Below are 23,196 nucleotides of genomic sequence, written 5' to 3' on the forward strand. Positions count from 1 at the left end.
AGGTTCATCCCGACACTCCAAGGAGTCTCTCCATGCAATACGTCACCCCTGATCTGTGCGATGCCTATCCCGACCTGGTCCAGGTCGTCGAGCCCATGTTCAGCAACTTCGGCGGTCGCGACTCCTTCGGCGGCGAAATCGTCACCATCAAGTGCTTCGAGGACAACTCGCTGGTCAAGGAGCAGGTGGACAAGGACGGCAAGGGCAAGGTGCTGGTGGTCGACGGCGGCGGCTCGCTGCGCCGCGCGCTGCTGGGCGACATGCTGGCCGAGAAGGCGGCGAAGAACGGCTGGGAAGGCATCGTGGTCTACGGCTGCATCCGCGACGTCGACGTGATCGCGCAGACCGACCTGGGCGTGCAGGCCCTGGCCAGCCACCCGATGAAGACCGACAAGCGCGGCATCGGCGACCTCAACGTGGCCGTGACCTTCGGCGGCATCACTTTCCGTCCGGGCGAGTTCGTCTACGCCGACAACAACGGCATCATCGTTTCCCCCCAGGCCCTGAAAATGCCCGAGTGAGCTGAACGCCGGGCGCCTTCGCCGGTCAATGACCGCAGCCGCCGGCGGCGCCCGGCACTTCATGGCATTTCAGGAACAGGCGATGCAGCAATACGAAAGCGGAACCGAGCGCGGGCTCATCTACGGCTACGTCCTCGATGGCCACGGCGGCGGCCGGCAGATCAGCCGCGCGGAACTGCACCTGATTGACCTCAAGCCCGAGGAAAGCCTCTGGGTGCACTGGGACCGCGGCGTCCCCGAAGCACAGTCCTGGCTGCGCGACTCCAGCGGGTTGAACGAATTCACCTGCGACCTGCTGCTGGAGGAGGCGACCCGCCCGCGCCTGCTGGACCTGGGCGCCGAGCGCCTGCTGCTGTTCCTGCGCGGCGTCAACCTCAACCCCGGCGCGGTGCCCGAGGACATGGTCTCGCTGCGGGTGTTCGCCGAGAAGCAGCGGGTGATCTCCCTGCGCCTGCGCCCGCTCAAGGCGGTGGCCGACCTGCGCCAGGACCTGGCCGCCGGGCGCGGCCCGAAGAACGCCTCGGAGCTGGTGCTGAGCCTGGCGCACTACCTCACCGACCGCATCGACACCCTGATCGGCGGCCTGGCCGACGAGCTCGACGCCATGGAGGAGGCCATCGAGGAAGACGAGCGCAACGTGCCCGACCAGGCCGAGCTGCGCGCCCTGCGCCGGCGCTCCGCGGGCCTGCGGCGCTACCTGGCGCCGCAGCGCGACATCTACTCGCAACTCACGCGGATCAAGCTGTCCTGGACGCTGGGCGACGACGCCGACTACTGGAACGAGCTGTATAACCGCCTGACGCGCAACCTCGAGGAACTGGAGCTGGTGCGCGAGCGCATTTCGCTGATCCAGGAGGCCGAGCACCGGCGGATCACCGAGCGGATGAACAAGACCATGTACATTCTTGGTATCATCACCGGCTTTTTCCTGCCCATGAGTTTCGTGGCCGGGCTTCTGGGCATCAACGTAGGCGGGATTCCGGGCTCCAGCGCGCCGCACGGCTTCGCCATGGCCTGCCTGCTGATGGCCGTGATCGCCGTGACCCAGTGGTGGATCTTCCGCCGCCTGCGCTGGCTCTGATGTGACTTGTGGGGGTGTGGCTGCGTCAAGGCAGCACACGAAGGAGAGCTGTGCATGCACGACCCGTTCGAAGAATCCCTGCGCAACCTGTTGCGCATGCCGGCCCAGGAGCCGGAGGACGACGCGCGCCTGGGTCGCGTGCTGAAGACCGCCAACCGCCAGGTCGGCGCCGGCGACCTGTTCAGCCTCATGGGCCACTGGCTGCAAGCCCTGAGCCTGGGCGTGAGCCGCGGCGCCGCCCACCTTGCGCCGGTGTCCCGGCGCCCGCAGAATTCCGCCCCTTCCGCTGACAAGGCCGACTGAAGATGCAATTCGATATCTGGACGCAAAGCCTGCTCACCGCCATGAACACCCTGTGGAGCAAGCTCGCCGGGTTCATCCCGAACCTGCTCGGCGCCCTGGTGGTGGTGCTGCTCGGCTTCGTCGTGGCCAAGCTGCTCGACGCCCTGCTGTCCAAGCTGCTGGCCAAGCTCGGCCTGGACCGCCTGATGGGCGGCACCGGCCTGACCAAGCTGATGGCCCGCGTCGGCATCCAGGTGCCGGTCTCGACCCTGGTGGGCAAGATCGTCTACTGGTTCGTGCTGCTGGTGTTCCTGGTCTCCGCCGCCGAGTCCCTCGGCCTGCAGCGCGTCTCCGCCACCCTCGACGTGCTCGCCCTGTACCTGCCCAAGGTGTTCGGCGCGGCCCTGGTGCTGATCGTCGGCGTGCTCCTGGCGCAGTTGCTCAACAGCGTGGTGCGCGGCGCCGCCGAGGGCGTGGGCCTGGAATACGCCGGCGGCCTGGGGCGCGTGGCCCAGTGGCTGGTGATCATCATCAGCATCTCGGTGGCCGTCGGCCAGCTCGAGGTCAAGACCGACCTGCTCAACTACATCATCGCCATCGTGCTGATCACCGTCGGCCTCGCCGCCGCCCTGGCCCTGGGCCTGGGCAGCCGGGAGATCGCCGGGCAGATCATCGCCGGCATCTACGTGCGCGAGCTGTACCAGGTCGGGCAAGAGGTGAAAGTGGACGATGTCGAAGGCATCATCGAAGAAATCGGCACCATCAAGACTATTCTGATGACCGATGAGGGCGAGTTGGTGTCCATTGCCAACCGCGTGCTCCTCGAGCGCCGTGTGACCAGCCGCTGAGATGATCCCGTGCAACGCCGACGCCGCTTCGCGAAAGCCGCGTCGGCGGCCGACATGACCTGGCCCGACCCGACTTGAACAAGCCGCAACCATTGTCCCAGCGCTACGACCCGCGCCAGCTGACCGACGAGGAGCTGGTGGAGCGCGCCCATGACGAGCTGTTCCACGTCACCCGGGCGTACGAGGAGCTGATGCGCCGATACCAGCGCACGCTGTTCAACGTCTGCGCACGCTATCTGGGCAACGATCGGGATGCCGATGACGTGTGTCAGGAAGTGATGCTCAAGGTGTTGTACGGTTTGAAGAACTTCGAGGGTAAATCGAAGTTCAAAACTTGGTTGTACAGCATCACTTACAACGAGTGCATTACCCAATATCGCAAGGAAAGACGAAAGCGTCGCCTGCTCGATGCGCTGAGCCTGGACCCGCTCGAGGAGGCTTCCGAGGAGAAGGCGCCGAAGGTCGAGGAACGGGGCGGCCTGGACCGATGGCTGGTACATGTCAACCCCATCGATCGGGAAATTCTGGTGCTACGATTTGTCGCAGAGCTCGAATTCCAGGAGATCGCCGACATCATGCACATGGGCCTGAGTGCGACCAAGATGCGATACAAGCGTGCACTCGATCGGCTGCGCGAAAAGTTTTCGGGCATATCCGAAACATAGTTGGGTAAATGTTGTCTCTCTAATTCGCAAGTTCTGATAAACTTGCCCGCAAGTTGTATGGCCTGCCTTTTGTCGGCGGTCATCGGCTTACTGACCACCAAGATGGGGATTTAACGGATGAAACTGAAGAACACCCTGGGCGTCGTGATCGGCTCCATGATCGCCGCTTCCGCCGTGAATGCTTTCGCTCAAGGCCAAGGCGCAGTCGAAGCCGAAGCCTTCGGCAAGCGCTACTTCACTGACAGCACCCGCAACATGAAGAACGGCGACCTCTACGGCGGTTCCGTCGGCTACTTCCTGACCGACGACGTCGAGCTGGCGCTCTCCTACGGTGAATACCACGACATTCGTGGCACCTACGAGTCCGGCAACAAGAAGGTCCATGGCAACCTGGCTTCCCTGGACGCCGTCTACCACTTCGGTACTCCGGGTGTCGGCCTGCGTCCGTACGTTTCCGCCGGTATCGGTCACCAGAGCCTGACCAACGTCAACAGCGCCAACGGCAGCCGTCAGAACCTGACCATGGCCAACATCGGCGCCGGTCTGAAGTACTACTTCACCGAGAACTTCTTCGCCAAGGCCAGCCTCGACGGCCAGTACGGCCTGGAGAAGCGTGACAACGGTCACCAGGGCGAGTGGATGGCTGGCGTCGGCGTCGGCATGAACTTCGGTGGCGGCGCCAAGCCGGCCCCGGCTCCGGAACCGGTCGCTGAAGTCTGCTCCGACGAAGACCACGACGGCGTCTGCGACAACGTCGACAAGTGCCCGAACACCCCGGCCAACGTCACCGTTGACGCCAACGGCTGCCCGGCCGTCGCTGAAGTCGTCCGCGTCCAGCTGGACGTGAAATTCGACTTCGACAAGTCCAAGGTCAAAGAGAACAGCTACGCTGACATCAAGAACCTGGCTGACTTCATGAAGCAGTACCCGTCCACCTCCACCACCGTTGAAGGCCACACCGACTCCGTCGGCACCGACGCCTACAACCAGAAACTGTCCGAGCGTCGTGCCAACGCCGTTCGTGACGTACTGGTCAACGAGTACGGTGTGGAAGGCGGCCGCGTGAACGCCGTTGGTTATGGTGAGAGCCGTCCGGTTGCTGACAACAGCACCGCTGAAGGCCGCGCCGTCAACCGTCGCGTAGAAGCCGAAGTGGAAGCCCAGGCCAAGCAGCAGTAATTGGTCTGAGTTCCAGGAAAAACCCGGCTTCGGCCGGGTTTTTCTTTGTCTGGGGAAAAGCTCGTTTAGGTGGTTGGGATAGGGCTATGGATTCGCTTGCGAGCCCTTGCACCCAACCTAATCTCGTCATTCCCGCGAACGCGGGAACCCAGAGACTTCTTGTTTGGGTGTGTTTGCGCCGCTTCGGCGTGCTCGGATGTTTCTTGTTTCGCCCCCTCGGGCGAGTCCCTTTTGTCAAACGGTGGAAGGCCACCCCCGCAAAAAGGAACCAAAAAGGCTTGCCCCGCATACGGGCCCGACAGAGTCGGGCTACCCTCACGAATTCCCCCGCCACGGAGGCCCGCCCCGAGGGTACGTCCCTGTAGCCCGCGGGGCTCTCGCGACATCCATGTCGCATGACCTCCTGAGCGCGGGTTTCGCTCGGCCTTCTGAAGGGGCGTTTCGGAGTGCGCGGATGTTTCTCTGGAAATCCTGCTCTTCGTAGGAGCGAGCTTGCTCGCGAACCCCGCAGTCACTGGGTTATTCCCCTTCGGGCCAGCGCAAGCGCTGTTCGCGATGGAGCCGCGTCCCGCGTTCGCGGGAATGACGGGGTGGGGTTAGGCGTTTTCAGGATGACTCAGGACTCTCCCCCCACTCAGGACAGCCCCCTCTCCCGCTTGCGGGAGAGGGCTGGGGAGAGGGCGCTCTTTGCAGAGCCCCAACCTCTGCCGCAACCCCGTCGGAAATCCGTAGGGCGCATAACGCCTACGGCGTTATCCGCCGAATCGCGGACAGAGTCCGCTCCTACGGTTCTGGGAAGCACGGGCGTAGGAGCGGACTCTGTCCGCGATTGGATTCCCCGGCCACGCCGAACGCCCCGGTAGCACGGCCAACGGCGGATAACCGCGAACGGTTGTACGCCCTACGTCTCTGCGGAAAGGTCGTTCAGGCGCTACGCGCCAGCTCCAGCGCGGCCTCGGCGGCCACTTCGCCGATCACCAGGATGGCCGGGCTGCGCAGGCCGAAGGCGCTGGCGTCGTCGAGCATCGCGCCCAGGCTGCTGCGACACTCGCGTTGCTGCGGCAGCGAGGCGTTCTCGATCATCGCCACCGGCATGCCCCGGCGCATGCCGCCTGCCAGCAGGCCGTCGCGGACTTCCGCCAGGCGTGCCACGCCCATGTAGACCACCAGGGTGGTGCCGGACTGGGCCAGCGCCGGCCAGTTCGGTTCGCTGTCGTCCTGGGTGTGTGCGGTCACCAGAGTGACGCCGCGGCTGATGCCGCGCAGGGTCAGGGATATGCCGCAGGAAGTGGCGGCGGCCAGCCCGGCGGTGATGCCGTTGACCAGTTCGCAGGCGATGCCGCGGGCCTCCAGCCAGGCCGCTTCCTCGCCGCCACGGCCGAAGATGCACGGGTCGCCGCCTTTCAGGCGCACCACGCTGAAGCCCTGGCGGGCGTAGCGCAGCATCAGGCGCTGGATGAAATCCTGGGGCGTGGAGCGGCAGCCGCCGCGCTTGCCCACGCGCACGACCCGCGCCGCCGGGCAGTGCTCCAGCAGCTGCGGGTTGACCAGGTCGTCGAGCAGCACCACCTGGGCGCCGGACAGGGCGCGCACGGCCTTCAGCGTCAGCAGCTCCGGGTCGCCGGGACCGGCGCCGACCAGCCAGACTTTTCCACTCATCTTCTCTCTCCTCAGGCGTTGGCGGCGAGGGCGCCGGCTTCGCTGGCCAGCAACCGCCGTATTTCGGGAACGCAGGAACCGCATTGAGTGCCGCAGCCCAGTTCGCGCTTCAGGCCGTCCAGGTCCAGGCCGCGGACGATGCCTTCGCGCACCTGGCTCAGGCGCACGTTCCTGCAGTTGCACAGGGTCTTGTCGCTGGCCGCGGCGACCTGCGCGCCGGGCGGGGCGAGCAGTTTGCGGCGCAGGTCGGCGTCGCTTTCGCCGGACAGCCACAGCGCCTTGAGCCAGTCGCTGGCGATGCCGCTGCCGGCCAGGCGCAGGCCGGCGATGCGGCCGTCTTCCAGGCGCACCCGCTTGCCCTGGACGCGGCGCGGGTCGTCGTAGGCCAGCACCGGGCCTTCGAGCAGGTCGAGCAGCGCATCGACCTGCTGCAGCCAGGCGGCGTCCGGCGCCGCGCCGGCGGCGGCGCGCACCTGCAGGGCAGGGCGCTCGCGGCCGGCCAGGGTGAAGCTGGCGTAGTCCAGGCCGTCGAACAGCGGGCGCAGCGCCTCGAAACGTCGCTGCACGTCGCCCTCGACCAGCGCGTAGAACTGCCAGGGCAGCGCTACGGCGGCGACTTCCACGCTGGCGTGCTTGAGTTCCGGCTGCCGCGACAGCGGGTCGAAGGCCGGCAGGGTCAGGGCGTTCACCCCCAGGCCCTTGAGGAAGCGTTCGCCCCAGTGCATGGGCAGGAAGGCCTGGCCGGGCAGCAGGCCGTCGTCGGCCTGCACCGGCAGCACCAGGCTGCCGCGGCGGCTGCTCAGGCGCACCAGCTGGCCGTCTTCCAGGCGCCGCCGGCGCAGTTCCGCCGGGTGCAGGCCCAGGCAGGCTTCCTCGACGTGGCCGAAGGCGCTGGCGGCGGTGCCGGTGCGCGTCATGCCGTGCCACTGGTCGCGCAGCCGGCCGGTGTTGAGGATCAGCGGGAAGCGCGCCTCGCGGCGTTCCTTCGGCGCGCGGTAGGCCTCGGCGATGAAGTGCGCGCGGCCGTTGGCGGTGGCGAAGTTGCCGTCGGCGTAGAGGCGTTTCAGGCCTTGGCTGCTGCCTTCGGGCAACGGCCATTGCTGCGGGCCGCGCGTATCCAGCAGGGCATAACTGATGCCGCCCATGTCCAGGTCGCGACCCTGGGTGAGCGGGCGGTATTCGTCGAACAGCGCCTGGGGTTCGGCGAAGTCGAACAGGCTCGGCTGGCCGGGGCGCAGGCGGCGTTCCAGGCGGCGGGCGAAGTCGCAGGCGATGGACCAGTCGGCGCGGGCCTCGCCGGGGGCCGGCACGGCGCGGCGCACGTGGCTGACGCGGCGCTCGGAGTTGGTCACGGTGCCTTCCTTCTCGCCCCAGCTGGCGGCCGGCAGCAGCAGGTCGGCGTAGCGGCAGGTCTCGCTGGTAGCGAAGGCTTCCTGCACCACCACGAAGGGGCAGGCGGCCAGCGCCTCGCGGACCTGCGCCTGGTCCGGCAGCGATTGCGCGGGGTTGGTGCAGGCGATCCACAGCGCCTTGATGCGCCCGTTGCGTAGCGCGTCGAAAAGCTCGATGGCGGTCAGCCCAGGCGCTTCCGGCAGCGCCTCGACGCCCCAGTACTGCGCGACTTCGGCGCGGTGCGCGGCATCGCCGGCGTCGCGATGGCCGGGCAGCAGGTTGGCCAGGCTGCCGGTCTCGCGGCCGCCCATGGCGTTGGGCTGGCCGGTGAGGGAGAAGGGCCCGGCGCCGGGGCGGCCGATCTGTCCGGTGGCCAGGTGCAGGTTGATCAGCGCGCTGTTCTTGGCGCTGCCGGCGCTGGACTGGTTCAGGCCCATGCACCACAGCGAGAGGAAGCTCGGCGCGCGGCCGATCCACTCGGCGCAGCGCTGCAGGTCTTCCACGGCGATGCCGCAGATGCCCGCCACCGCCAGCGGGCCGTAGTCGCGCACCAGGCTCTTCAGTTCGTCGAAGCCCTGGGTGTGCGCCTCGATGTAGGCGCGGTCCACCCAGCCTTCCCAGAGCAGCAGGTGGAGGATGCCGTGGAACAACGCCACGTCGGTGCCGGGCTGGATCGCCAGGTGCAGGTCGGCCAGCTCGCAGGTGTCGGTGCGCCGCGGGTCGATGACGATCACTTTCATCTGCGGCCGCGCCGCCTTGGCCGCTTCCAGGCGGCGGAACAGCACCGGGTGGGCGTAGGCCATGTTGCTGCCGGCGATCAGCACGCAGTCGCTCTGCTCCAAGTCCTCGTAGCAGCAGGGCGGGGCGTCGGCGCCGAGGCTGCGCTTGTAGCCGACCACCGCCGAGGACATGCACAGCCGCGAGTTGCTGTCGATGTTGTTGCTGCCGACCAGGGCGCGCGCGAGCTTGTTGAAGGCGTAGTAGTCCTCGGTCAGCAACTGCCCGGAGACGTAGAAGGCCACGCTGTCCGGGCCGTGCTCGCGGATGGTCTCGGCGAACACCCCGGCGGCGTGCTCCAGGGCGCTGTCCCAGTCGACACGGCTGCGTGCCAGGGCCTTGCCCAGGCGCAGTTCCGGGTACAGCGCGCGGGCGGCTGCATCGCCGCTCAGGTGCAGGCTGGAACCCTTGCTGCAGAGGCGCCCGAGGTTGGCCGGGTGGTCTGGATCGCCGTGCACGCCGAGGATGCGCTCGCCGTCGTGCTCGATCAGGACGCCGCACCCGACGCCGCAATAGCAGCAGGTGCTGGCGGTGACTTGGCGTTCGCTCATGGGGCTCTCCCGTGTCGCGGCCGCGTCAGGCGCAGGCGGCCAGGTCTTTCAGGGCCAGCAGCACGCGGCCGTTCTCCACCTTCACCGGGTGGCGGTGGGCGCAGCCGACGTCCGGAGCCACGGCGTTGCCGCTGTCCAGCTCGATCTGCCAGTTGTGCAGCGGGCAGGCCACCCGCTTGCCGAAGATCAGGCCCTGGGACAGCGGCCCGCCCTTGTGCGGGCAGCGGTCGTCGAGGGCGAAGACTTCGTCGTCGGCAGTGCGGAACAGGGCGATGTCGCCACGCGGCGCGGCGATCACCCGCGAGCCCAGCGGCTGGATGTCTTCCAGGGCGCAGATGTCTTGCCAGTTCATGGTGTTCTCCCCAGGCCGGTCAGGCGGTTTCCAGTTGCGTGAGCGGGATGCGTTCGAATTCCTTCTTCAGCTGTGGCTGCTCGATGCGCTGTTGCCAGGGGTCCTGTTCCAGCGACAGGGCGTACTGCAGGCGCGCGTTGAGCGCCTGGCGGTTCTCTGCGTCTTCCAGAACGGCCTTCCTGATGTGCTCCATGCCCACGCGTTGCAGGTAGTGCACGGTGCGCTCCAGGTAGAAGGCTTCCTCGCGGTAGAGCTGGAGGAAGGCGCCGCTGTACTCGCGCACTTCGTCCGAGGTCTTGAGCTTGACGAAGAACTCCGCTACCTCGGTCTTGATGCCGCCGTTGCCGCCGATGTACAGCTCCCAGCCGGAGTCCACGCCGATGATGCCGATGTCCTTGATGCCGGCCTCGGCGCAGTTGCGCGGGCAGCCGGAGACCGCGAGCTTGACCTTGTGCGGCGACCACATGTTGAACAGGTCGTGCTCCAGGTCGATGCCCAGCTGCGTCGAGTTCTGCGTGCCGAAGCGGCAGAACTCGCTGCCCACGCAGGTCTTCACGGTGCGGATGGACTTGCCGTAGGCGTGCCCGGAGGGCATGTCGAGGTCCTTCCAGATCGCCGGCAGGTCTTCCTTCTTCACCCCCAGCAGGTCGATGCGCTGGCCGCCGGTGACCTTGACCATGGGCACGTTGTACTTGTCGGCGACGTCGGCGATGCGCCGCAGCTCGGCCGGGTTGGTCACGCCGCCCCACATGCGCGGCACCACCGAGTAGGTGCCGTCCTTCTGGATGTTGGCGTGGGCGCGTTCGTTGATCAGGCGCGACTGCGGATCGTCCTTGGCTTCGCCCGGCCAGGTGGAGATCAGGTAGTAGTTCAGCGCCGGGCGGCAGGTGGCGCAGCCGTTGGGCGTGCTCCAGTCCATGAAGCGCATGGCCTCGGCCATGGAGGTCAGGTGGTGCTCGCGGATGGCCTTGCGCACCTGGCCGTGGTTGAGCTCGCTGCAGCCGCAGATGGCCTTCTCGCTCTTGGGCTTGACGTCTGCCGCGCCGCCCACGGTGCTGATCAGGATCTGCTCCACCAGGCCGGCGCAGGAGCCGCAGCTGCTGGCCGCCTTGGTGTGCTTCTTCACCTCGTCGACGCTGAACAGGCCGTTTTCCTGGATGGCTTTGACGATGGTGCCCTTGCACACGCCGTTGCAGCCGCACACCTCGGCGCTGTCGGGCATGCTCGCGGCGCTGCTCTGGCCCTGGTGGCCGGCGTCGCCCAGGCTGCTTTCGCCGAACATCAGGTGGTCGCGGATCTGCGCCACGTTGTGGTTCTCGCGGATCTGCCGGAAGTACCAGCCGCCGTCGGCGGTGTCGCCGTACAGGCAGGCGCCGACCAGCACGTCGTCCTTGATCACCAGCTTCTTGTAGACGCCGCCGATGGGGTCGGAGAGGGTGATGGTCTCGGTGCCTTCGCCGCCCATGAAGTCGCCGGCGGAGAACAGGTCGATGCCGGTGACCTTGAGCTTGGTCGAGACCACCGAGCCCTTGTAGCTGGCGAAGCCGAACTGGGCCAGGTGGTTGGCGCAGACCTTGGCCTGCTCGAACAGCGGCGCCACCAGGCCGTAGGCGATGCCACGGTGGCTGGCGCATTCGCCGATGGCGTAGATGCGCGGGTCGTAGGTCTGCAGGGTGTCGTTGACCAGGATGCCGCGGTTGCAGGGGATGCCGGATTTTTCCGCCAGCTCGGTGTTGGGGCGGATGCCGGCGGCCATCACCACCAGGTCGGCGGCCACCACGTCGCCGTCCCTGAACTGCACGGCGCAGACGCGGCCGTCGCCGTTGTCCATCAGCTCGTCGGTGACGGTGTTCAGGCGGAAGCGGATGCCGCGCGCTTCCAGGGCCGATTGCAGCAGCTTGCCGGCAGTGCGGTCGAGCTGGCGTTCCAGCAGCCAGTCGGCGAGGTGCACCACGGTGACGTCCATGCCGCGCTGCTTGAGGCCGTTGGCCGCCTCCAGGCCGAGCAGGCCGCCGCCGATCACCACCGCGTGGCTGTGGCGCTTCGCGGTGTCGATCATGGCCTGGGTGTCGGCGATGTCACGGTAGCCGATCACGCCCTCCAGGCGGTTGCCCGGCACCGGCAGGATGAAGGGGTTGGAGCCGGTGGCGATGACCAGGCGGTCGTACTCGGCCTCGCTGCCGTCGGCGGCGTAGACCTTGCGCTGGCGGCGGTCGAGCTTCACCACCTTGCGGTCGAGCAGCAGGCGGATGCCGTTGTCGGCGTACCAGTTGAGGTCGTTGAGGACGATGTCCTCGAAGGTCTGCTCCCCGGCCAGCACCGGCGAGAGCAGGATGCGGTTGTAGTTGGGGTGGGGCTCGGCGCCGAACACGGTGATCTCGTAGAGGTCCGGGGCGATCTTCAGCAGTTCCTCGAGGGTGCGGATGCCGGCCATGCCGTTGCCGATCAGGACGAGCTTGAGCTTCTTCATGGGAGGGCTCCAGGAATCACGGAAAACAAAAAAGGCGTCCCGCCGGTTGCCCGGCGAGGACGCCTTTGTCCAAGTCCCGATCGATCGGGAAGTGCGAGCCTCTTCGTTGAGGGACGCGCTTTTGTAGATTGTTGCCAGGGTATTTGCAGGTGCCGTGCCAGGTCGTCGGCGCGCAGATTTAGCGGGGTTTCGCGGTGCTGCCGGGGTTTTCCTGCACCGCGATGAGGCGGGCGGGTTCGAACTGGTGCGTGCTCAGTGGCGCAGCAACCAGGCCAGCAACGCCAGGTTGAGCAGCAGCGAGGCCAGCGCCAGGGCGCGCCAGAAGCGCAGCGGCTCGCGTTCCAGCAGCGGCCGCGGGCGGCTGGCCAGGCCGGCCTGGCGTTCGCCCTGTTCCAGCGCCAGCAGGGCTTCCTCGGCGGTCTCGAAGCGCTGCGCCGGGTCGGCGGCCACGGCGCGCAGCAGCCAGGCGTCGAGCCAGGCCGGCAGGTCGGGGCGGTAGCGGCTGGCCGGCGTCGGGCTGCCGAAGCGCGGGTGCTGGAAGGCTTCGATTTCGCCGTAGGGGTAGCGTTCGCAGAGCAGGCGATAGAGCATCACGCCGGCGGCGTAGAGGTCCTGGCGCGGCTCCGGGGCGGCGCCCTGGAAGCTTTCCGGGGCCAGGTAGGAGGGCGTGCCGGGCAACTGGTGGGCTTCGTCGCCGGACAGGCCCGGGCAGTAGGCCAGGCCGAAGTCCAGCAGGCGCAGCTCGCCGTCCTCGCCCAGGTGCAGGTTCTCCGGCTTGATGTCGCGGTGCAGGATGTTGCGCCGGTGCAACTGGCCGAGGGCGCGCAACAGGCGCGGCGCCAGGGATTGCCATTGCGCCAGCGGCAGGGGGCCCTGGCGCAGGCGTTCGGCCAGGGTCTGCCCAGGGTATTCGCGCATCACGTAGTACAGGTGCTGGCGTTGCGGCAGGCCGTGCAGCTCGGGGAAGTGGCGGCCCTGCACGCGGCGCAGGAACCATTCCTCCAGCAGCAGGGCCTGGCTGGCCCGTGGCTCATCGTGCAGCGCCGGCGGCAGCGTCTTCAGCAGCCAGGGGCGTTGCTGGGCGTCGCGCACGCGGTAGATCAGCGATTGCCGCGACTGCGCCAGTCGGCCCCCGACCTGCCAGCCCTCGAACATCTGGCCTTCGCGCAGTTCCGGCGGCAGCGGCCAGTGCTCCAGTTGCGCCAGGGTGTCGCCCAGGCCGCTGGCGGGCAGGGCGTCGATGCGCACCAGCAGGGCGCTGGCATTGTCCTGGCTGCCGGCCAGGTGCGCGGCCTTGACCAGGGCCTCGGCGGCGCCCCGGGGTTCGCGGGCATCGGCGAGGATGCGGCGGATGCCGGCGTCGCCCAGGGCGGCCCAGACGCCGTCGCTGACCAGCAGGAAGCTCTCGCCGTCCTGCAGCTCGCCGTCGCGGTAGTCCACCACCAGGTGCTGGTCCAGGCCCAGGGCGCGCTTGAGCACGTGCTGCATGCCCGGTTGTTCCCAGACGTGGTCCTGGGTCAGGCATTCCAGCTCGCCGTCGCGCCAGCGGTACAGGCGGCAGTCGCCGACGTGGGCGAGGGTGAAGCGCCGGCCGCGCAGGACCAGCGCGGTGAGGGTGGTGAGCAGCGGCTGGCCGCCGCCGTTGGCCTGCAGCCAGCGGTTTTGCGAGAGCAGCAGGCGGTCCAGGGCCTGGGCGATGGCCCAGGTCTCCGGGGTGGCGTAGTAGTCGCTGGCCAGCGCCTGCACGGTCAGGCGCGCGGCCAGGCCGCCGTCCGCGCACTGGCTGACGCCGTCGGCCAGGGCGAACAGGTGGCCCTTGCTGGCGGCCAGGTCGGCGGGCGGGGTGACTACCCGCAGGGCGTCCTGGTTTTCCGTGCGCGGGCCGGTGGCGCTGGCTTGGGCGATGGTCAGTTGCAAGGTCATGGGGGCGTTCTGCTCTTCGTAGGAGCGAGCTTGCTCGCGAAGGGGGTTGCCGGTGGCTGCGGAGTTGGGTTCAAGAGCGCCCTCTCCCCAACCCTCTCCCTGAAGGGAGAGGGGGCTGTCCTGAGTAGTTGGAGAGTTCGGAGTCATCCTGATACTCCTCACCCGCGAATGCGGGAACGTAGGGCGAATAACCGTTCGCGGTTATCCGCCGTTGAAAACGGCGGATCGGAAATGACGAGGTGAAAGGATGATGCCGGTCTCCCAGCCCACTCCGAACGGCCCCCTCTCCCTTCAGGGAGAGGGTTGGGGAGAGGGGCTCTTGGACCCGGCACCTACGCCCCAAGAAGCCTTCAAACCCGCGCCGCAGTCACCGCAGCACTGCCCCAGGTGGTACGCCAGCGCCGCTTCACCCCATGCAAGCCGAACCAGGCCAGTACGCCGAGGGCGGCGAACAGCCACAGGCCCAGCTGGTAGTCGCCGCTGGCCTGCTTGATGGCGCCCAGGCCCGCGGTCAGGCAGAAGCCGCCGATGCCGCCGGCCATGCCGATCAGCCCGGTCATCACCCCGATGCTCTGGCGGAAGCGCTGCGGCACCAGCTGGAACACCGCGCCGTTGCCGGCGCCCAGGCTGAGCATGGCGGCCACGAACAGGCCCAGGGCGGCCACCGCGTTGGGCAGGTGGAAGCCGACCGCGGCGATGCACACCGAGGCCACCGTGTACATCGCCAGCAGGCTGCGGATGCCGCCGATGCGGTCGGCCAGGGCGCCGCCCAGCGGGCGCATCAGGCTGCCGGCGAAGACGCAGGCGGCGGTGTAGTAGCCGGCGGTGACCGGGTCCAGGCCGTACTGGTCGTGGAAGTAGCCGGGCAGGGTGGCGGCCAGGCCGAGGAAGCCGCCGAAGGTCACGCTGTAGAAGAACATGAACCACCAGCTGTCGCGGTCGCCCAGGGCCTTGAGGTAGTCGCCCAGGGATTTCGGCGCTGGCCGCTCGGGGGCGTTGCGGGCGAGCAGGGCGAACACCACCAGGGTCAGCAGCAGCGGGATCAGGGCGAAGCCGAAGACGTTCTGCCAGCCGAAGGCCGCCGCCAGCACCGGGGCGAACAGGGCGGCGAACACGGTGCCGGAATTGCCCGCGCCGGCGATGCCCATGGCCTTGCCCTGGTGCTGCGGCGGGTACCACTGCGAGGCCAGCGGCAGGGCCACGGCGAAGGAGGCGCCGGCCATGCCCAGCAGCACGCCGAACAACAGCGCCTGCTCCAGGTTGTGGATGCCCAGGCTCCAGGCGCCGGCGAGGCTGGCGATGACGATCACCTGGGCGAACAGGCCGGCGCGCTTGGGCGACCAGCGGTCGGCCAGCAGGCCCATGACGAAGCGCAGCAGCGCGCCGGAGAGGATCGGCGTTGCGACCATCAGGGCGCGCTGCTGGGTGGTCAGCTGCAGGTCGGCGGCGATCTGCACGGCCAGCGGGCCGAGCAGGTACCAGACCATGAAGCTCAGGTCGAAGTAGAGGAAGGCGGCGAACAGCGTCGGCGCGTGGCCGGCTTTCCAGAAGCTGGTGTTCATGGAGGGTACCTCGTCAGCAACGGTAGAGGGGTTCGTGGCGCCGCCGTCAGTGGCGGTCGCGCGTCTCGTTCAGGTCCCGCACACCCCTGCGCCGGGGTGAAACGAAAAAGGCGCCGCTCCGCGCACTACCCCGGGGGGCAGGTGCGGATGCGACGCCTTTGTCGTGTGAATGGGGGATCGCCGTTGATCGCCACCGCAGGTGCCACAGCAAGGGCCGGGCCAACCGCGCAGGTGGCGTGGAATCGGCTACCTGGCCGGCGAAACCGGCCCAGGGGCGAACCAGAAAGGGGCGCCGGGGCGGGCCCGGTGCCCGCCGATGGGGCGCTTCAGTCCACCCGGTTGACCGTCGGGAAGGCCGCCTTCATGGCCTCGGGCATGGGCACCACCTTGCGCTGGCGGTAGTCGAAGAACACGAAGCCGGACTTGGCCATGGCCACCAGGGTGGCGTCGGCCGGGCGGGTGATGCGGAAGATGATGTCGCCGCCGTACCTGTTGAAGTCCATCACGCCCACCTCGAACAGCAGGCGGTCGCGGGCGTGGGCCTCGGCGCGGTAGGTGGTGGCCAGGTCGGTGACGATGATGCCGGTGCCGTCCGCGCCGACGCCCTCGCTGATGCCGAAGTCGAACAGGAAGCGCGCGCGGGCCTCGGAGATCATCGAGATCATGGAGTCGTTGCCCAGGTGGCGGGCGCCGTTGATGTCGGTGACGCGGACGGTCAGCTGGGTCTGGTAGCAGAACAGTTCCTCGGGGAACTGCAGGTCGAGGCGGGCCATGGATACCTTGCGCGAAGCGGTGGAAGAGGGGGCCGATTCTAGGCCCTGGCGGCCCGCCCGGGCAGCCTGCCGGTGGGCGATTTCAGCGGTGGGCGATGTTGATGTGGTAGAAGGTCACCCGCGCGCCCTCGTCGCTGGGGCCGTAGTTGTCGGCGATGTAGGCGCCGGCCTTGAAGTACAGCAGCTGTTTCGACCAGGTGCTGCTGAGCGCCTTGCTGTAGTAGTTCTCCGCGCCGTCGGCGCTCTGCGCGCGGATGCCCAGGTTGCCCGAGGAAGTGACGCGCAGGCTGTAGGTGACGCGCTCGCCCAGTTGCACACCGTTGAGCAGGGGCACGTTGACCACCGCGGAGTCGTCGGGGTGGTTGCGCACCAGGGCCTCGATGCGCCCGCTGTCCTGGCCGGGAATGTAGTGGTACTGCAGCTTGACCAGCGGCTCGCCGTCGTTGCTGTAGGGCGACTTGCTGTGGATCTGGCCGATGATCACCTTGTTCTTCGACGGCACTTGCTCCACCGCCAGGGTGGCGCGCAGCTCGTTGTCGGCGGCGCGGTAGTACCAGTTGTAGATGGAGCCGTCGGGCAGCGTCTCGCGCAGTTCGCTGCGCGGGAACACGCTGTCGGAGGTGTGCGAGCCGGTGACCGGCACCCAGAAGGTCATCCGCGCGCTGTTGCGGGTGAAGAAGTGGCTCTGGTAGCCGCGGGCGATCTGCTGGGTGGTGACCTCGGTGGGCCTGGGGTCGGTGGGAACGCTGAGGTTCCAGGTACTGATGTCGAGCATGGGTGCCTCTGCTGGGCCGGCTTGGCGGCGCTGACGGGTGGACGTCCGGGTGCCTGGCCAGGCACGCCCACTGCGGGCTTCCGCGCAGGCGGCGGAAGCAGGTCCTGGCCCCGCCATGGCGGCGGGGCGGCGGCAGCATAGGCCGCTTCGCTCGCGGGCTGGGCCAGCAGTGGCGCTGGCGCGATGATCGCGCGGTGCCGCCGCTGGCCACTGGCCGTGGCTCAGTGGCCCAACATCTCGTGCATCGCGATGATCTGCTCGGCGACCTGCACCAGTTTCTGCTGGCGGCTCATGGCCTGGCGGCGCATCAGGGTGTAGGCCTCTTCCTCGGGGCAGTCCTTCATCTTCATCAGCAGCCCCTTGGCCAGCTCGATGCGCTTGCGTTCCACCAGCTGCTGCTCGCGGGCCTGCAACTGGGCGCGCAGGGCCTGGTCGCTCTCGAAGCGGGCCATGGCCACTTCGAGGATCGGCTGCAGGCGCTCGGCCTGGATGCCTTCGACGATGTAGGCGCTGACCCCCGAGCGGATGGCCTGGCGCATCACCTGGGGGTCGTGCTCGTCGGTGAACAGGACGATGGGGCGGGGCTGGTCGCGGCTCACCAGCACCACTTGTTCCAGCACATCGCGGCCGGGCGAGGCGCTGTCGATGAGGATCACGTCCGGGTGCAGGGCCTGGACCCGCGCCGGCAGGTCGACGCTCAGGCCGGATTCGTCGAGCACTTCGAAACCGGCCTCGACCAGTGCGGCGCGCAGGCGCCCGACCGTGCTCGCGGTGTCGTTGATCAGCAGGATGCGCAGCATCTTCGCAGCTCCCTCAGGCGTCGTTCAGGGCGTGCAGGGCGAAGCCGCGAGCGTAGCCGGCCGGGTCCGTGCCGTCCCAGGGCTTGCCGTCGAGCAGCGTCGAACTGCGCAGGCCGCGCTCGTCCACGGCGATGCCCAGGGCCTGGGCGGCTTCGCGGTACAGCGCCTGCTGCTGCACCTGCCCGGCCACGGCGAGGTAGTCCGGCTCACCGCGCAGCAGGCCCCAGCGGCGGAACTGGGTGATGAACCACAGGCCGTCGGACAGCCAGGGCTGGTTGGCCCGCCCGGCGTCGTGGAAGCGCAGCGGGTGGGCGTCCTTCCAGGCATGGCCGAGGCCGTCCTGGTAGTGGCCGAGCAGGCGTGGCTCGATGCTCGACAGGGGCGCGTCGACGTAGTCGCTGCCGCTGATCAGCTGGGCAGTGCCGCGCAGGTTCGCCTCGCTGGCCTCGATGAAGCGGCTGGCGTCGAGCAGGGCCATGACCAGGGCGCGGGCGGCGTTGGGGCATTCCTCGACGAAGGCGCGGGTGGCGCCGAGGACCTTTTCCGGGTGGTCCGGCCAGATGGACTGGCTGGTGGCGACGGTGAAGCCCATGCCTTCGTCGATGGCCAGGGCGCCCCAGGGCCCGCCGGCGCAGAAGCCGTCGATGCGCCCGGCGCGCAGGTGCTCGACCATCTGCGCCGGCGGCACCACCAGGGTGTCGACGTCGCGCAGCGGGTGGATGCCCAGGCTGGCCAGCCAGTAGTAGAGCCACAGGGCGTGGGTGCCGGTGGGGAAGGTGTGCGCCAGAGTCAGCCGCGCGCCCTGGCCCAGGACCAGCTGGCGCAGGGCATCGGCGCTGGTCACGCCGTCGCGCTGCAGGGCGGCGGAGAGGTTGATCGCCTGGCCGTTCTGGCACAGGCCCATGAGCACCGCCATGTCGGTGGCCGGCACCCCGCCGATGCCCAACTGCACGCCGTAGACCAGCCCGTACAGGCAATGGGCGGCATCCAGCTGGCCGCCGAGCAGGCCGTCGCGGAGCATGGCCCAGGAGCCCTGGCGGTGCAGGTTGAGCGTCAGCCCGTAGGGCTGGGCGAAGCCCTGGGTGGCCGCGACTATCAGCGAGGCGGCGTCGCTCAGGGCCATGAAGCCCAGGTCGAGCACGCTCTTTTCTGGTGCATCGGAGCCCGCGACCCAGGCCAGCGGGTGCAGTTTGGCGGTCATGTCGGTCATCGCTACCTCGGGGCAAAAAGGCGCCGCTTCGCGCCGCGTCGGGCGGGCGAAGGGACGCCGGTGTCGGTGGACGACCCGCCGTTGGGCCGTGCCGGAAGGAGTCCAGCAAGGGTTGTGCCAGGCGATCGCCAGGGCATAAAGAAGCCCCGCCGGACGGCGGGGCTGGGAGGAAGGGAGCAGTCCTCGAGAGTCTACAACTGGCACGGGCCCGGCCGCGGATGTCGGCAGGGCCTGTCTTTCACCTTAGCCACCCGGCCGCGGGGCGCAATGTGCAATAGGTACTAGGACCAAAGTCCTGATGGCGCCCGGCCAGGTCCGCGCGGCGGTTGGTGCCGGCCGCTCAGCGCGCCTGGATCTGTTCTATCCACGGCTCCAGGCGTTGGCCGAAGGCCACCTCGGCGCCGAAGGGCTGCGGCTGCTCCTGGGCCGCGCGTTGCTCGGCGCGCGGGGCCAGGCCCTCCAGTTCGTCGTGCCAGCGCTGCGGCACGTTGAGCGCGCGCACGCCCTCGGTGCTGGCGCTGCCGCCCAGGGCCCAGGCGCGGTTGCGGTACAGCGAGAGGGGCCGCACCTGGCCGTGGACGATGGCGTAGTGCTGGCGGTCCGGGTACTGCTGGCGCAGGGCCTGCAGGTCGGTGCCGGCGTCGGCCAGGAACAGCCGGCTGGCGCGCTGTTCCTCGTTGTCCAGGGCGCTGTGCTGGAAGTCGCGCTCGCTCTTCAGGTGCACGTCGTCGGGGCTGGCGGCCAGGCGTTTTTCCGCCTGGGCCAGGCGCTCGCGGGCCAGGGCCAGTTCGCGCTGGTACAGCGGGCCGTCCAGTTCCAGCACCAGCAGGGCGTCGCGGGCCTGCTGGCGGTCGAAGGCCAGGGCGCTGTCGCGGTCGACCTTGTCCGGCACCTGGAAGCCCAGCGCGCGCATGGTCTCCAGCGGGATGCGCGGGGCCCAGGCGGCATTGGCTTCGTCGCCGGGGATGCGCCACAGCAGGCGCAGGCTCACGCCGCTGTTCTCGCGGTGCCAGTCGCTGTTGCGCTGCAGCTCGCGCTCGCTGAGGCTCAGGCGGCTGTCCGGCTCGCCGCTGCGGTTCCAGGCCGCGGCGCCGAGGGCGGCGGCGTTGCTCAGCAGGATCAGGCCCAGGCCCAGCAGCAGGCCGTGGTTGCGGGTGATGTTCATCACAGGCGTCCTCCCAGCAGGCCGTGGGCGTTGCGCAGGTAGCGCAGGAACAGCAGGATCAGCACCGCCGCCACGCCCAGGGCGAGGAAGAACAGGTACTTGGGCAGCACCTCCCACCACCAGTCGTAGAACTTGGTGAAGAGGAAGATGACGAAGAACGCCAGCCCGGTGTTGACCACCTCCGGCCACTCGCGGTGCGCGCCCAGCCAGATGGCCGCGGCGGCGCAGACGAAGCCGAGCACCTGGTACAGCCCCTCGATGCGGTGCGGGGCGAAGGGCAGGTAGCTGCCGTTGCCCCAGTTGGCCAGCACCAGCATGGGCACGAACAGCGCCAGCAGGCCGAACACCCGGTACAGCGCGGCGAAGCCGTCGAAGCGGCGCTGCTCGAACAGCAGCGGCACCAGGAACACCAGCACGGCGGCGGGGAAGAAGTTCTCCGGGCGCTCGCCCGCGTCCAGCCAGTAGACGCCGCCCCAGGTGCCGAAGCGCGCGGCGATGAAGCCCATCAGGCAGAGCAGCCCGGCGCCCAGCAGCAGCCGCGCGTCGCACAGGTAGGCCAGCAGCAGGGCGTAGGCCGCCCAGGGCAGCAGGGCGCGCTCGGACGGGGTGATGTTGAAGATCTGCCCGAGCATGCTGATGTTCAGCACCAGCGCGGCGAAGGCCAGCATGGCCGCCAGCTTGGCGAAGTAGCCGGAGGCGTCGCGGCGTTGCAGCCAGAAGGTGGCCAGCAGGGTGATCACCGAAGCGCCGACGAGGATCCCCACCTGCACGGCTTCGCCGAACAGGCCCCAGAACTGGTAGAAGAGGAAGAACAGGCTGGCGGCCAGGGCCAGCGCGCCGAGGCAGGAGGCGATGCGCATGCCCAGGGACAGGCGGCTGTCCTGGCTGTCGCGGTCGATGTCGAACTGCTCGCGGTATTCGTCCAGCAGGCGCAGGTGGTGCGCCTGCAGGCCCTCGCGCTGGGCAGCGTCCAGGCTTAGCGCGCCTTCCTCGCCCAGGCGCTGCAGCTCGCGGGTGAAGGCGTGGATGTCATCGACGCGCTGCTGGGCGTCGTGATGGCTGAGCGTGGGCATGGCGCACCTCGTAGGAGCAACTGTCTTGCCGACTGCACCGAAGCGCTTTTCGTAGGATGGGTTGAGCCTGCGAAACCCATGCTGCCTTGGTGATGGGTATCGCTTCGCTCAACCCATCCTACGAGTACGTTCATCCGGTGGAGTGGGGGCGGTCACCTTTCCACTCTAGCGACTCCCGCGGCGGCTCTCCACTGCGGCGCTCAGCCGCGGCTGGCCAGCCAGGCGCGCCAGCCGCCGAAGGCGCTGATGTCCTCGGCGCCGGCCAGGCCCCAGGCGTCGCAGATGAAGCCGGTTTCCCAGCTGCCGTCGGCCAGCTCCAGCTTGCCCAGGCCCAGCGGCGCCGGGATGCCGCTGAGGAAGGAGCCCAGCTCGGCGCTGGGCAGTTCCCAGACTTCCACTTCGACGGCCACGCCGCCCTCGGCCACCCGCAGCATGCCCGGGCGCAGCGGCGGGCCGCCGGCCAGGGCGTAGAGCCTGTAGGCCGGCGCGCTGCGGGTGGCCTGCAGCAGGCGCGCGCCGCGCTGGCGCAACTGCCAGTTGAGCGCCAGGCCGTCCAGGTGCGCGCCGCACACCACCAGGCGCGCGCGGTCGTTGTGCGCCGGGGTCTTGGGCGCCGGGCCGGCCAGGGCGTTGCCGCCGACCAGGGGCAGGGCGCTGGCGCGCTGCAGGGCATCGCCCAGGCCGAGCAGGTACTGGTCGCTGAAGGTGCGGCCGAACAGCGTCAGGCCCCAGGGCAGGCCGTTGCCCATGAAGGCGCTGGGCAGGGCCAGGGCGGCGTAGTCCAGCAGGTTCATGAAGTTGGTGTAGTAGCCCAGCTCGGCGTTGCGCAGCACCGGTTCGGCGTGCAGTTCGGCGAGGCTGACCGGGCGGCCGATGGTCGGGGTGAGCACGCAGTCCAGCCCGGCCATGATGGCGTCGCAGCGCGCCTTGAGCGCCTGCAGGCGGTACTGGGCGCGGAACAGTTCCACGGCGCTGGCGCCGGGGGCTTTCTCCAGCACGGCGCGGATCACCGGCAGCACGGCGTCGGGCTGGCGCTCGATCAGCTCGCCGGCGACGCTGTAGCGCTCCGCCACCCAGGGGCCTTCGTAGAGCAGGCGGGCGGCTTCGAGGAAGGGCGCGAAGTCGATCTCCACCGGCGTGCCGCCGATGCCGCGCAGCTGCTCGATAGCCTGGGCGAAGAGCGCCGGGCCTTCCGCGCAGCCGAAGAATTCCAGGTCCTGGGCGCGCGGTACGCCGAAGCGGAAGGGGCGCGGCGCACCGAAGGCGCTGCCGTCGTTCCACGCCGGGTTGGCGCGGCTGTAGGCGTCCAGCGGGTCATGGCGGGCGCTCAGGGCGAGCAGTTCGCTGGCCTCGGCCGCCGTGGCGCTGAAGTAGCTGATGCAGTCGAGGGTGCGGCAGGCCGGCACCAGGCCGTGGTTGGACAGCAGGCCCTTGCTCGGCTTGAGCCCCACCAGGTTGTTCAGCGCCGCCGGCACGCGGCCGGAGCCGGCGGTGTCGGTGCCCAGGGCGAAGCTCGCCACGCCCAGCGCCACGGCCAGCGAGGAACCGGCGCTGGAGCCGCCGGAGGGGTAGTCGGCCAGCACGCTGTTGCGGCATTCGCCGTAGGGCGAGCGGGTGCCGTTGAGGCCGGTGGCGAACTGGTCGAGGTTGGTCTTGCCCAGGGGCACGGCGCCCAGCTCGACCAGCCGTTGCACCAGCGTCGCCGATGTTTGCGGGGTATAGGCGAAGGCCGGGCAGGCGGCGGTGGTGGGGATGCCGGCCAGGTCGATGTTGTCCTTGATGGCGAAGGGGATGCCGTACAGCGGCAGCTCGTCGGGCGAACGGCCGTCCAGCGCGACCAGGTAGGGCTCAAGTTCCGCTGGGGTGAGCAGGTGGATGAACAGGTGGTAGTCCGGGTTCAGCGCGGCGGCCTTGTCGCGCAGCTGGGCGATCAGCTGGCGCGGGGTGGCGCGGCCTTCGCGGTAGGTGGCGCGGAGGGTGGCGAGGCGGAGGTCGAAGGTGTGGGGCATGCTCGGGATTCCAGTTCGGGGCCGGCAACCCTCTCCCCGGCCCTCTCCCTGAAGGGAGAGGGGGAAGAGCGGCCCGGCGCGATGTCGGGTTCAAATCACGGGCTGGACCGTGGTTTCAGGATGAATCGA

General features: G+C 68.9%; 19 protein-coding genes. 6 read left to right on the forward strand and 13 right to left on the reverse strand.

Annotated features, from left to right (window positions below; translation table 11 throughout):
• Nucleotides 1–32 precede the first annotated feature (32 nt).
• The 6 genes from rraA (at nt 33) to ACTWJ5_RS11400 (ending at nt 4,576) form a co-directional block, all read left to right on the forward strand.
• Entirely contained in the window at nt 33–521 is a 489-nt protein-coding gene (gene rraA, locus ACTWJ5_RS11375; protein ID WP_043272131.1) for a ribonuclease E activity regulator RraA, read from the forward strand.
• Between the two features lie 82 nt (nt 522–603).
• A complete protein-coding gene (locus tag ACTWJ5_RS11380) occupies nt 604–1,602 on the forward strand; it encodes a zinc transporter ZntB (RefSeq protein ID WP_116424064.1) in 999 nt (332 codons plus the stop codon).
• Between the two features lie 54 nt (nt 1,603–1,656).
• Nucleotides 1,657–1,905 (forward strand): CrfX protein, encoded by a 249-nt coding sequence (locus ACTWJ5_RS11385; protein WP_074986036.1) that lies wholly within the window; start codon nt 1,657–1,659, stop codon nt 1,903–1,905.
• A 2-nt stretch (nt 1,906–1,907) separates the two neighbouring features.
• On the forward strand, nt 1,908–2,732 hold the full coding sequence (locus ACTWJ5_RS11390) for a mechanosensitive ion channel family protein (protein ID WP_074986032.1): 825 nt from the start codon (nt 1,908–1,910) through the stop codon (nt 2,730–2,732).
• A 74-nt stretch (nt 2,733–2,806) separates the two neighbouring features.
• On the forward strand, nt 2,807–3,397 hold the full coding sequence (gene sigX, locus ACTWJ5_RS11395) for an RNA polymerase sigma factor SigX (RefSeq protein ID WP_024128632.1): 591 nt from the start codon (nt 2,807–2,809) through the stop codon (nt 3,395–3,397).
• Between the two features lie 117 nt (nt 3,398–3,514).
• On the forward strand, nt 3,515–4,576 hold the full coding sequence (locus tag ACTWJ5_RS11400; protein ID WP_074986027.1) for an OmpA family protein: 1,062 nt from the start codon (nt 3,515–3,517) through the stop codon (nt 4,574–4,576).
• Between the two features lie 924 nt (nt 4,577–5,500).
• Here the strand turns inward: ACTWJ5_RS11400 and cobA are convergent.
• The 13 genes from cobA to atzF form a co-directional block, all read right to left on the reverse strand.
• The gene (gene cobA / locus ACTWJ5_RS11405) at nt 5,501–6,235 is read right to left on the reverse strand and encodes a uroporphyrinogen-III C-methyltransferase (RefSeq protein ID WP_249919582.1); all 735 of its coding nucleotides are present in this window, start codon (nt 6,233–6,235) and stop codon (nt 5,501–5,503) included.
• Nucleotides 6,236–6,246: 11 nt separating this feature from the next.
• Nucleotides 6,247–8,955, reverse strand: coding sequence for a nitrate reductase (locus tag ACTWJ5_RS11410; protein WP_444438563.1), 2,709 nt, complete (start codon nt 8,953–8,955; stop codon nt 6,247–6,249).
• Nucleotides 8,956–8,980: 25 nt separating this feature from the next.
• Nucleotides 8,981–9,307, reverse strand: a complete 327-nt coding sequence (gene nirD / locus ACTWJ5_RS11415; RefSeq protein WP_009618737.1) for a nitrite reductase small subunit NirD — start codon at nt 9,305–9,307, stop codon at nt 8,981–8,983.
• Nucleotides 9,308–9,326: 19 nt separating this feature from the next.
• Nucleotides 9,327–11,777, reverse strand: coding sequence for a nitrite reductase large subunit NirB (nirB, locus tag ACTWJ5_RS11420; protein ID WP_444438566.1), 2,451 nt, complete (start codon nt 11,775–11,777; stop codon nt 9,327–9,329).
• 252 nt (nt 11,778–12,029) lie between these two features.
• Nucleotides 12,030–13,700, reverse strand: a complete 1,671-nt coding sequence (locus ACTWJ5_RS11425; RefSeq protein WP_444438568.1) for a protein kinase domain-containing protein — start codon at nt 13,698–13,700, stop codon at nt 12,030–12,032.
• A 350-nt stretch (nt 13,701–14,050) separates the two neighbouring features.
• Nucleotides 14,051–15,262: a nitrate/nitrite transporter gene (locus tag ACTWJ5_RS11430; RefSeq protein WP_253390148.1), complete on the reverse strand. Its 1,212-nt coding sequence runs from the start codon at nt 15,260–15,262 to the stop codon at nt 14,051–14,053.
• Between the two features lie 326 nt (nt 15,263–15,588).
• On the reverse strand, nt 15,589–16,035 hold the full coding sequence (locus ACTWJ5_RS11435) for a thioesterase family protein (protein WP_444438569.1): 447 nt from the start codon (nt 16,033–16,035) through the stop codon (nt 15,589–15,591).
• A gap of 82 nt (nt 16,036–16,117) precedes the next feature.
• Nucleotides 16,118–16,810 carry a polysaccharide lyase family 7 protein gene (locus ACTWJ5_RS11440; protein WP_444438571.1) on the reverse strand — a complete coding sequence of 231 codons (693 nt, stop codon included), beginning with the start codon at nt 16,808–16,810 and terminating at the stop codon, nt 16,118–16,120.
• A gap of 221 nt (nt 16,811–17,031) precedes the next feature.
• Nucleotides 17,032–17,610 carry an ANTAR domain-containing response regulator gene (locus ACTWJ5_RS11445; RefSeq protein WP_444438573.1) on the reverse strand — a complete coding sequence of 193 codons (579 nt, stop codon included), beginning with the start codon at nt 17,608–17,610 and terminating at the stop codon, nt 17,032–17,034.
• 13 nt (nt 17,611–17,623) lie between these two features.
• Complete coding sequence (locus ACTWJ5_RS11450) at nt 17,624–18,820, reverse strand: CmpA/NrtA family ABC transporter substrate-binding protein (protein WP_444438575.1); 1,197 nt, start codon at nt 18,818–18,820, stop codon at nt 17,624–17,626.
• 340 nt (nt 18,821–19,160) lie between these two features.
• Entirely contained in the window at nt 19,161–19,985 is an 825-nt protein-coding gene (locus tag ACTWJ5_RS11455; RefSeq protein ID WP_444438577.1) for a DUF4824 family protein, read from the reverse strand.
• Nucleotides 19,985–21,058, reverse strand: a complete 1,074-nt coding sequence (locus ACTWJ5_RS11460; protein WP_074985780.1) for a DUF2157 domain-containing protein — start codon at nt 21,056–21,058, stop codon at nt 19,985–19,987. Before ACTWJ5_RS11460 ends, ACTWJ5_RS11455 begins: the two co-directional genes overlap by 1 nt.
• A gap of 200 nt (nt 21,059–21,258) precedes the next feature.
• Nucleotides 21,259–23,067, reverse strand: a complete 1,809-nt coding sequence (gene atzF, locus ACTWJ5_RS11465; protein ID WP_444438579.1) for an allophanate hydrolase — start codon at nt 23,065–23,067, stop codon at nt 21,259–21,261.
• Nucleotides 23,068–23,196: the final 129 nt, after the last annotated feature.

Origin of the sequence: Pseudomonas sp. A6 (assembly GCF_052367875.1) — a bacterium.
GTDB lineage: Bacteria > Pseudomonadota > Gammaproteobacteria > Pseudomonadales > Pseudomonadaceae > Pseudomonas > Pseudomonas citronellolis.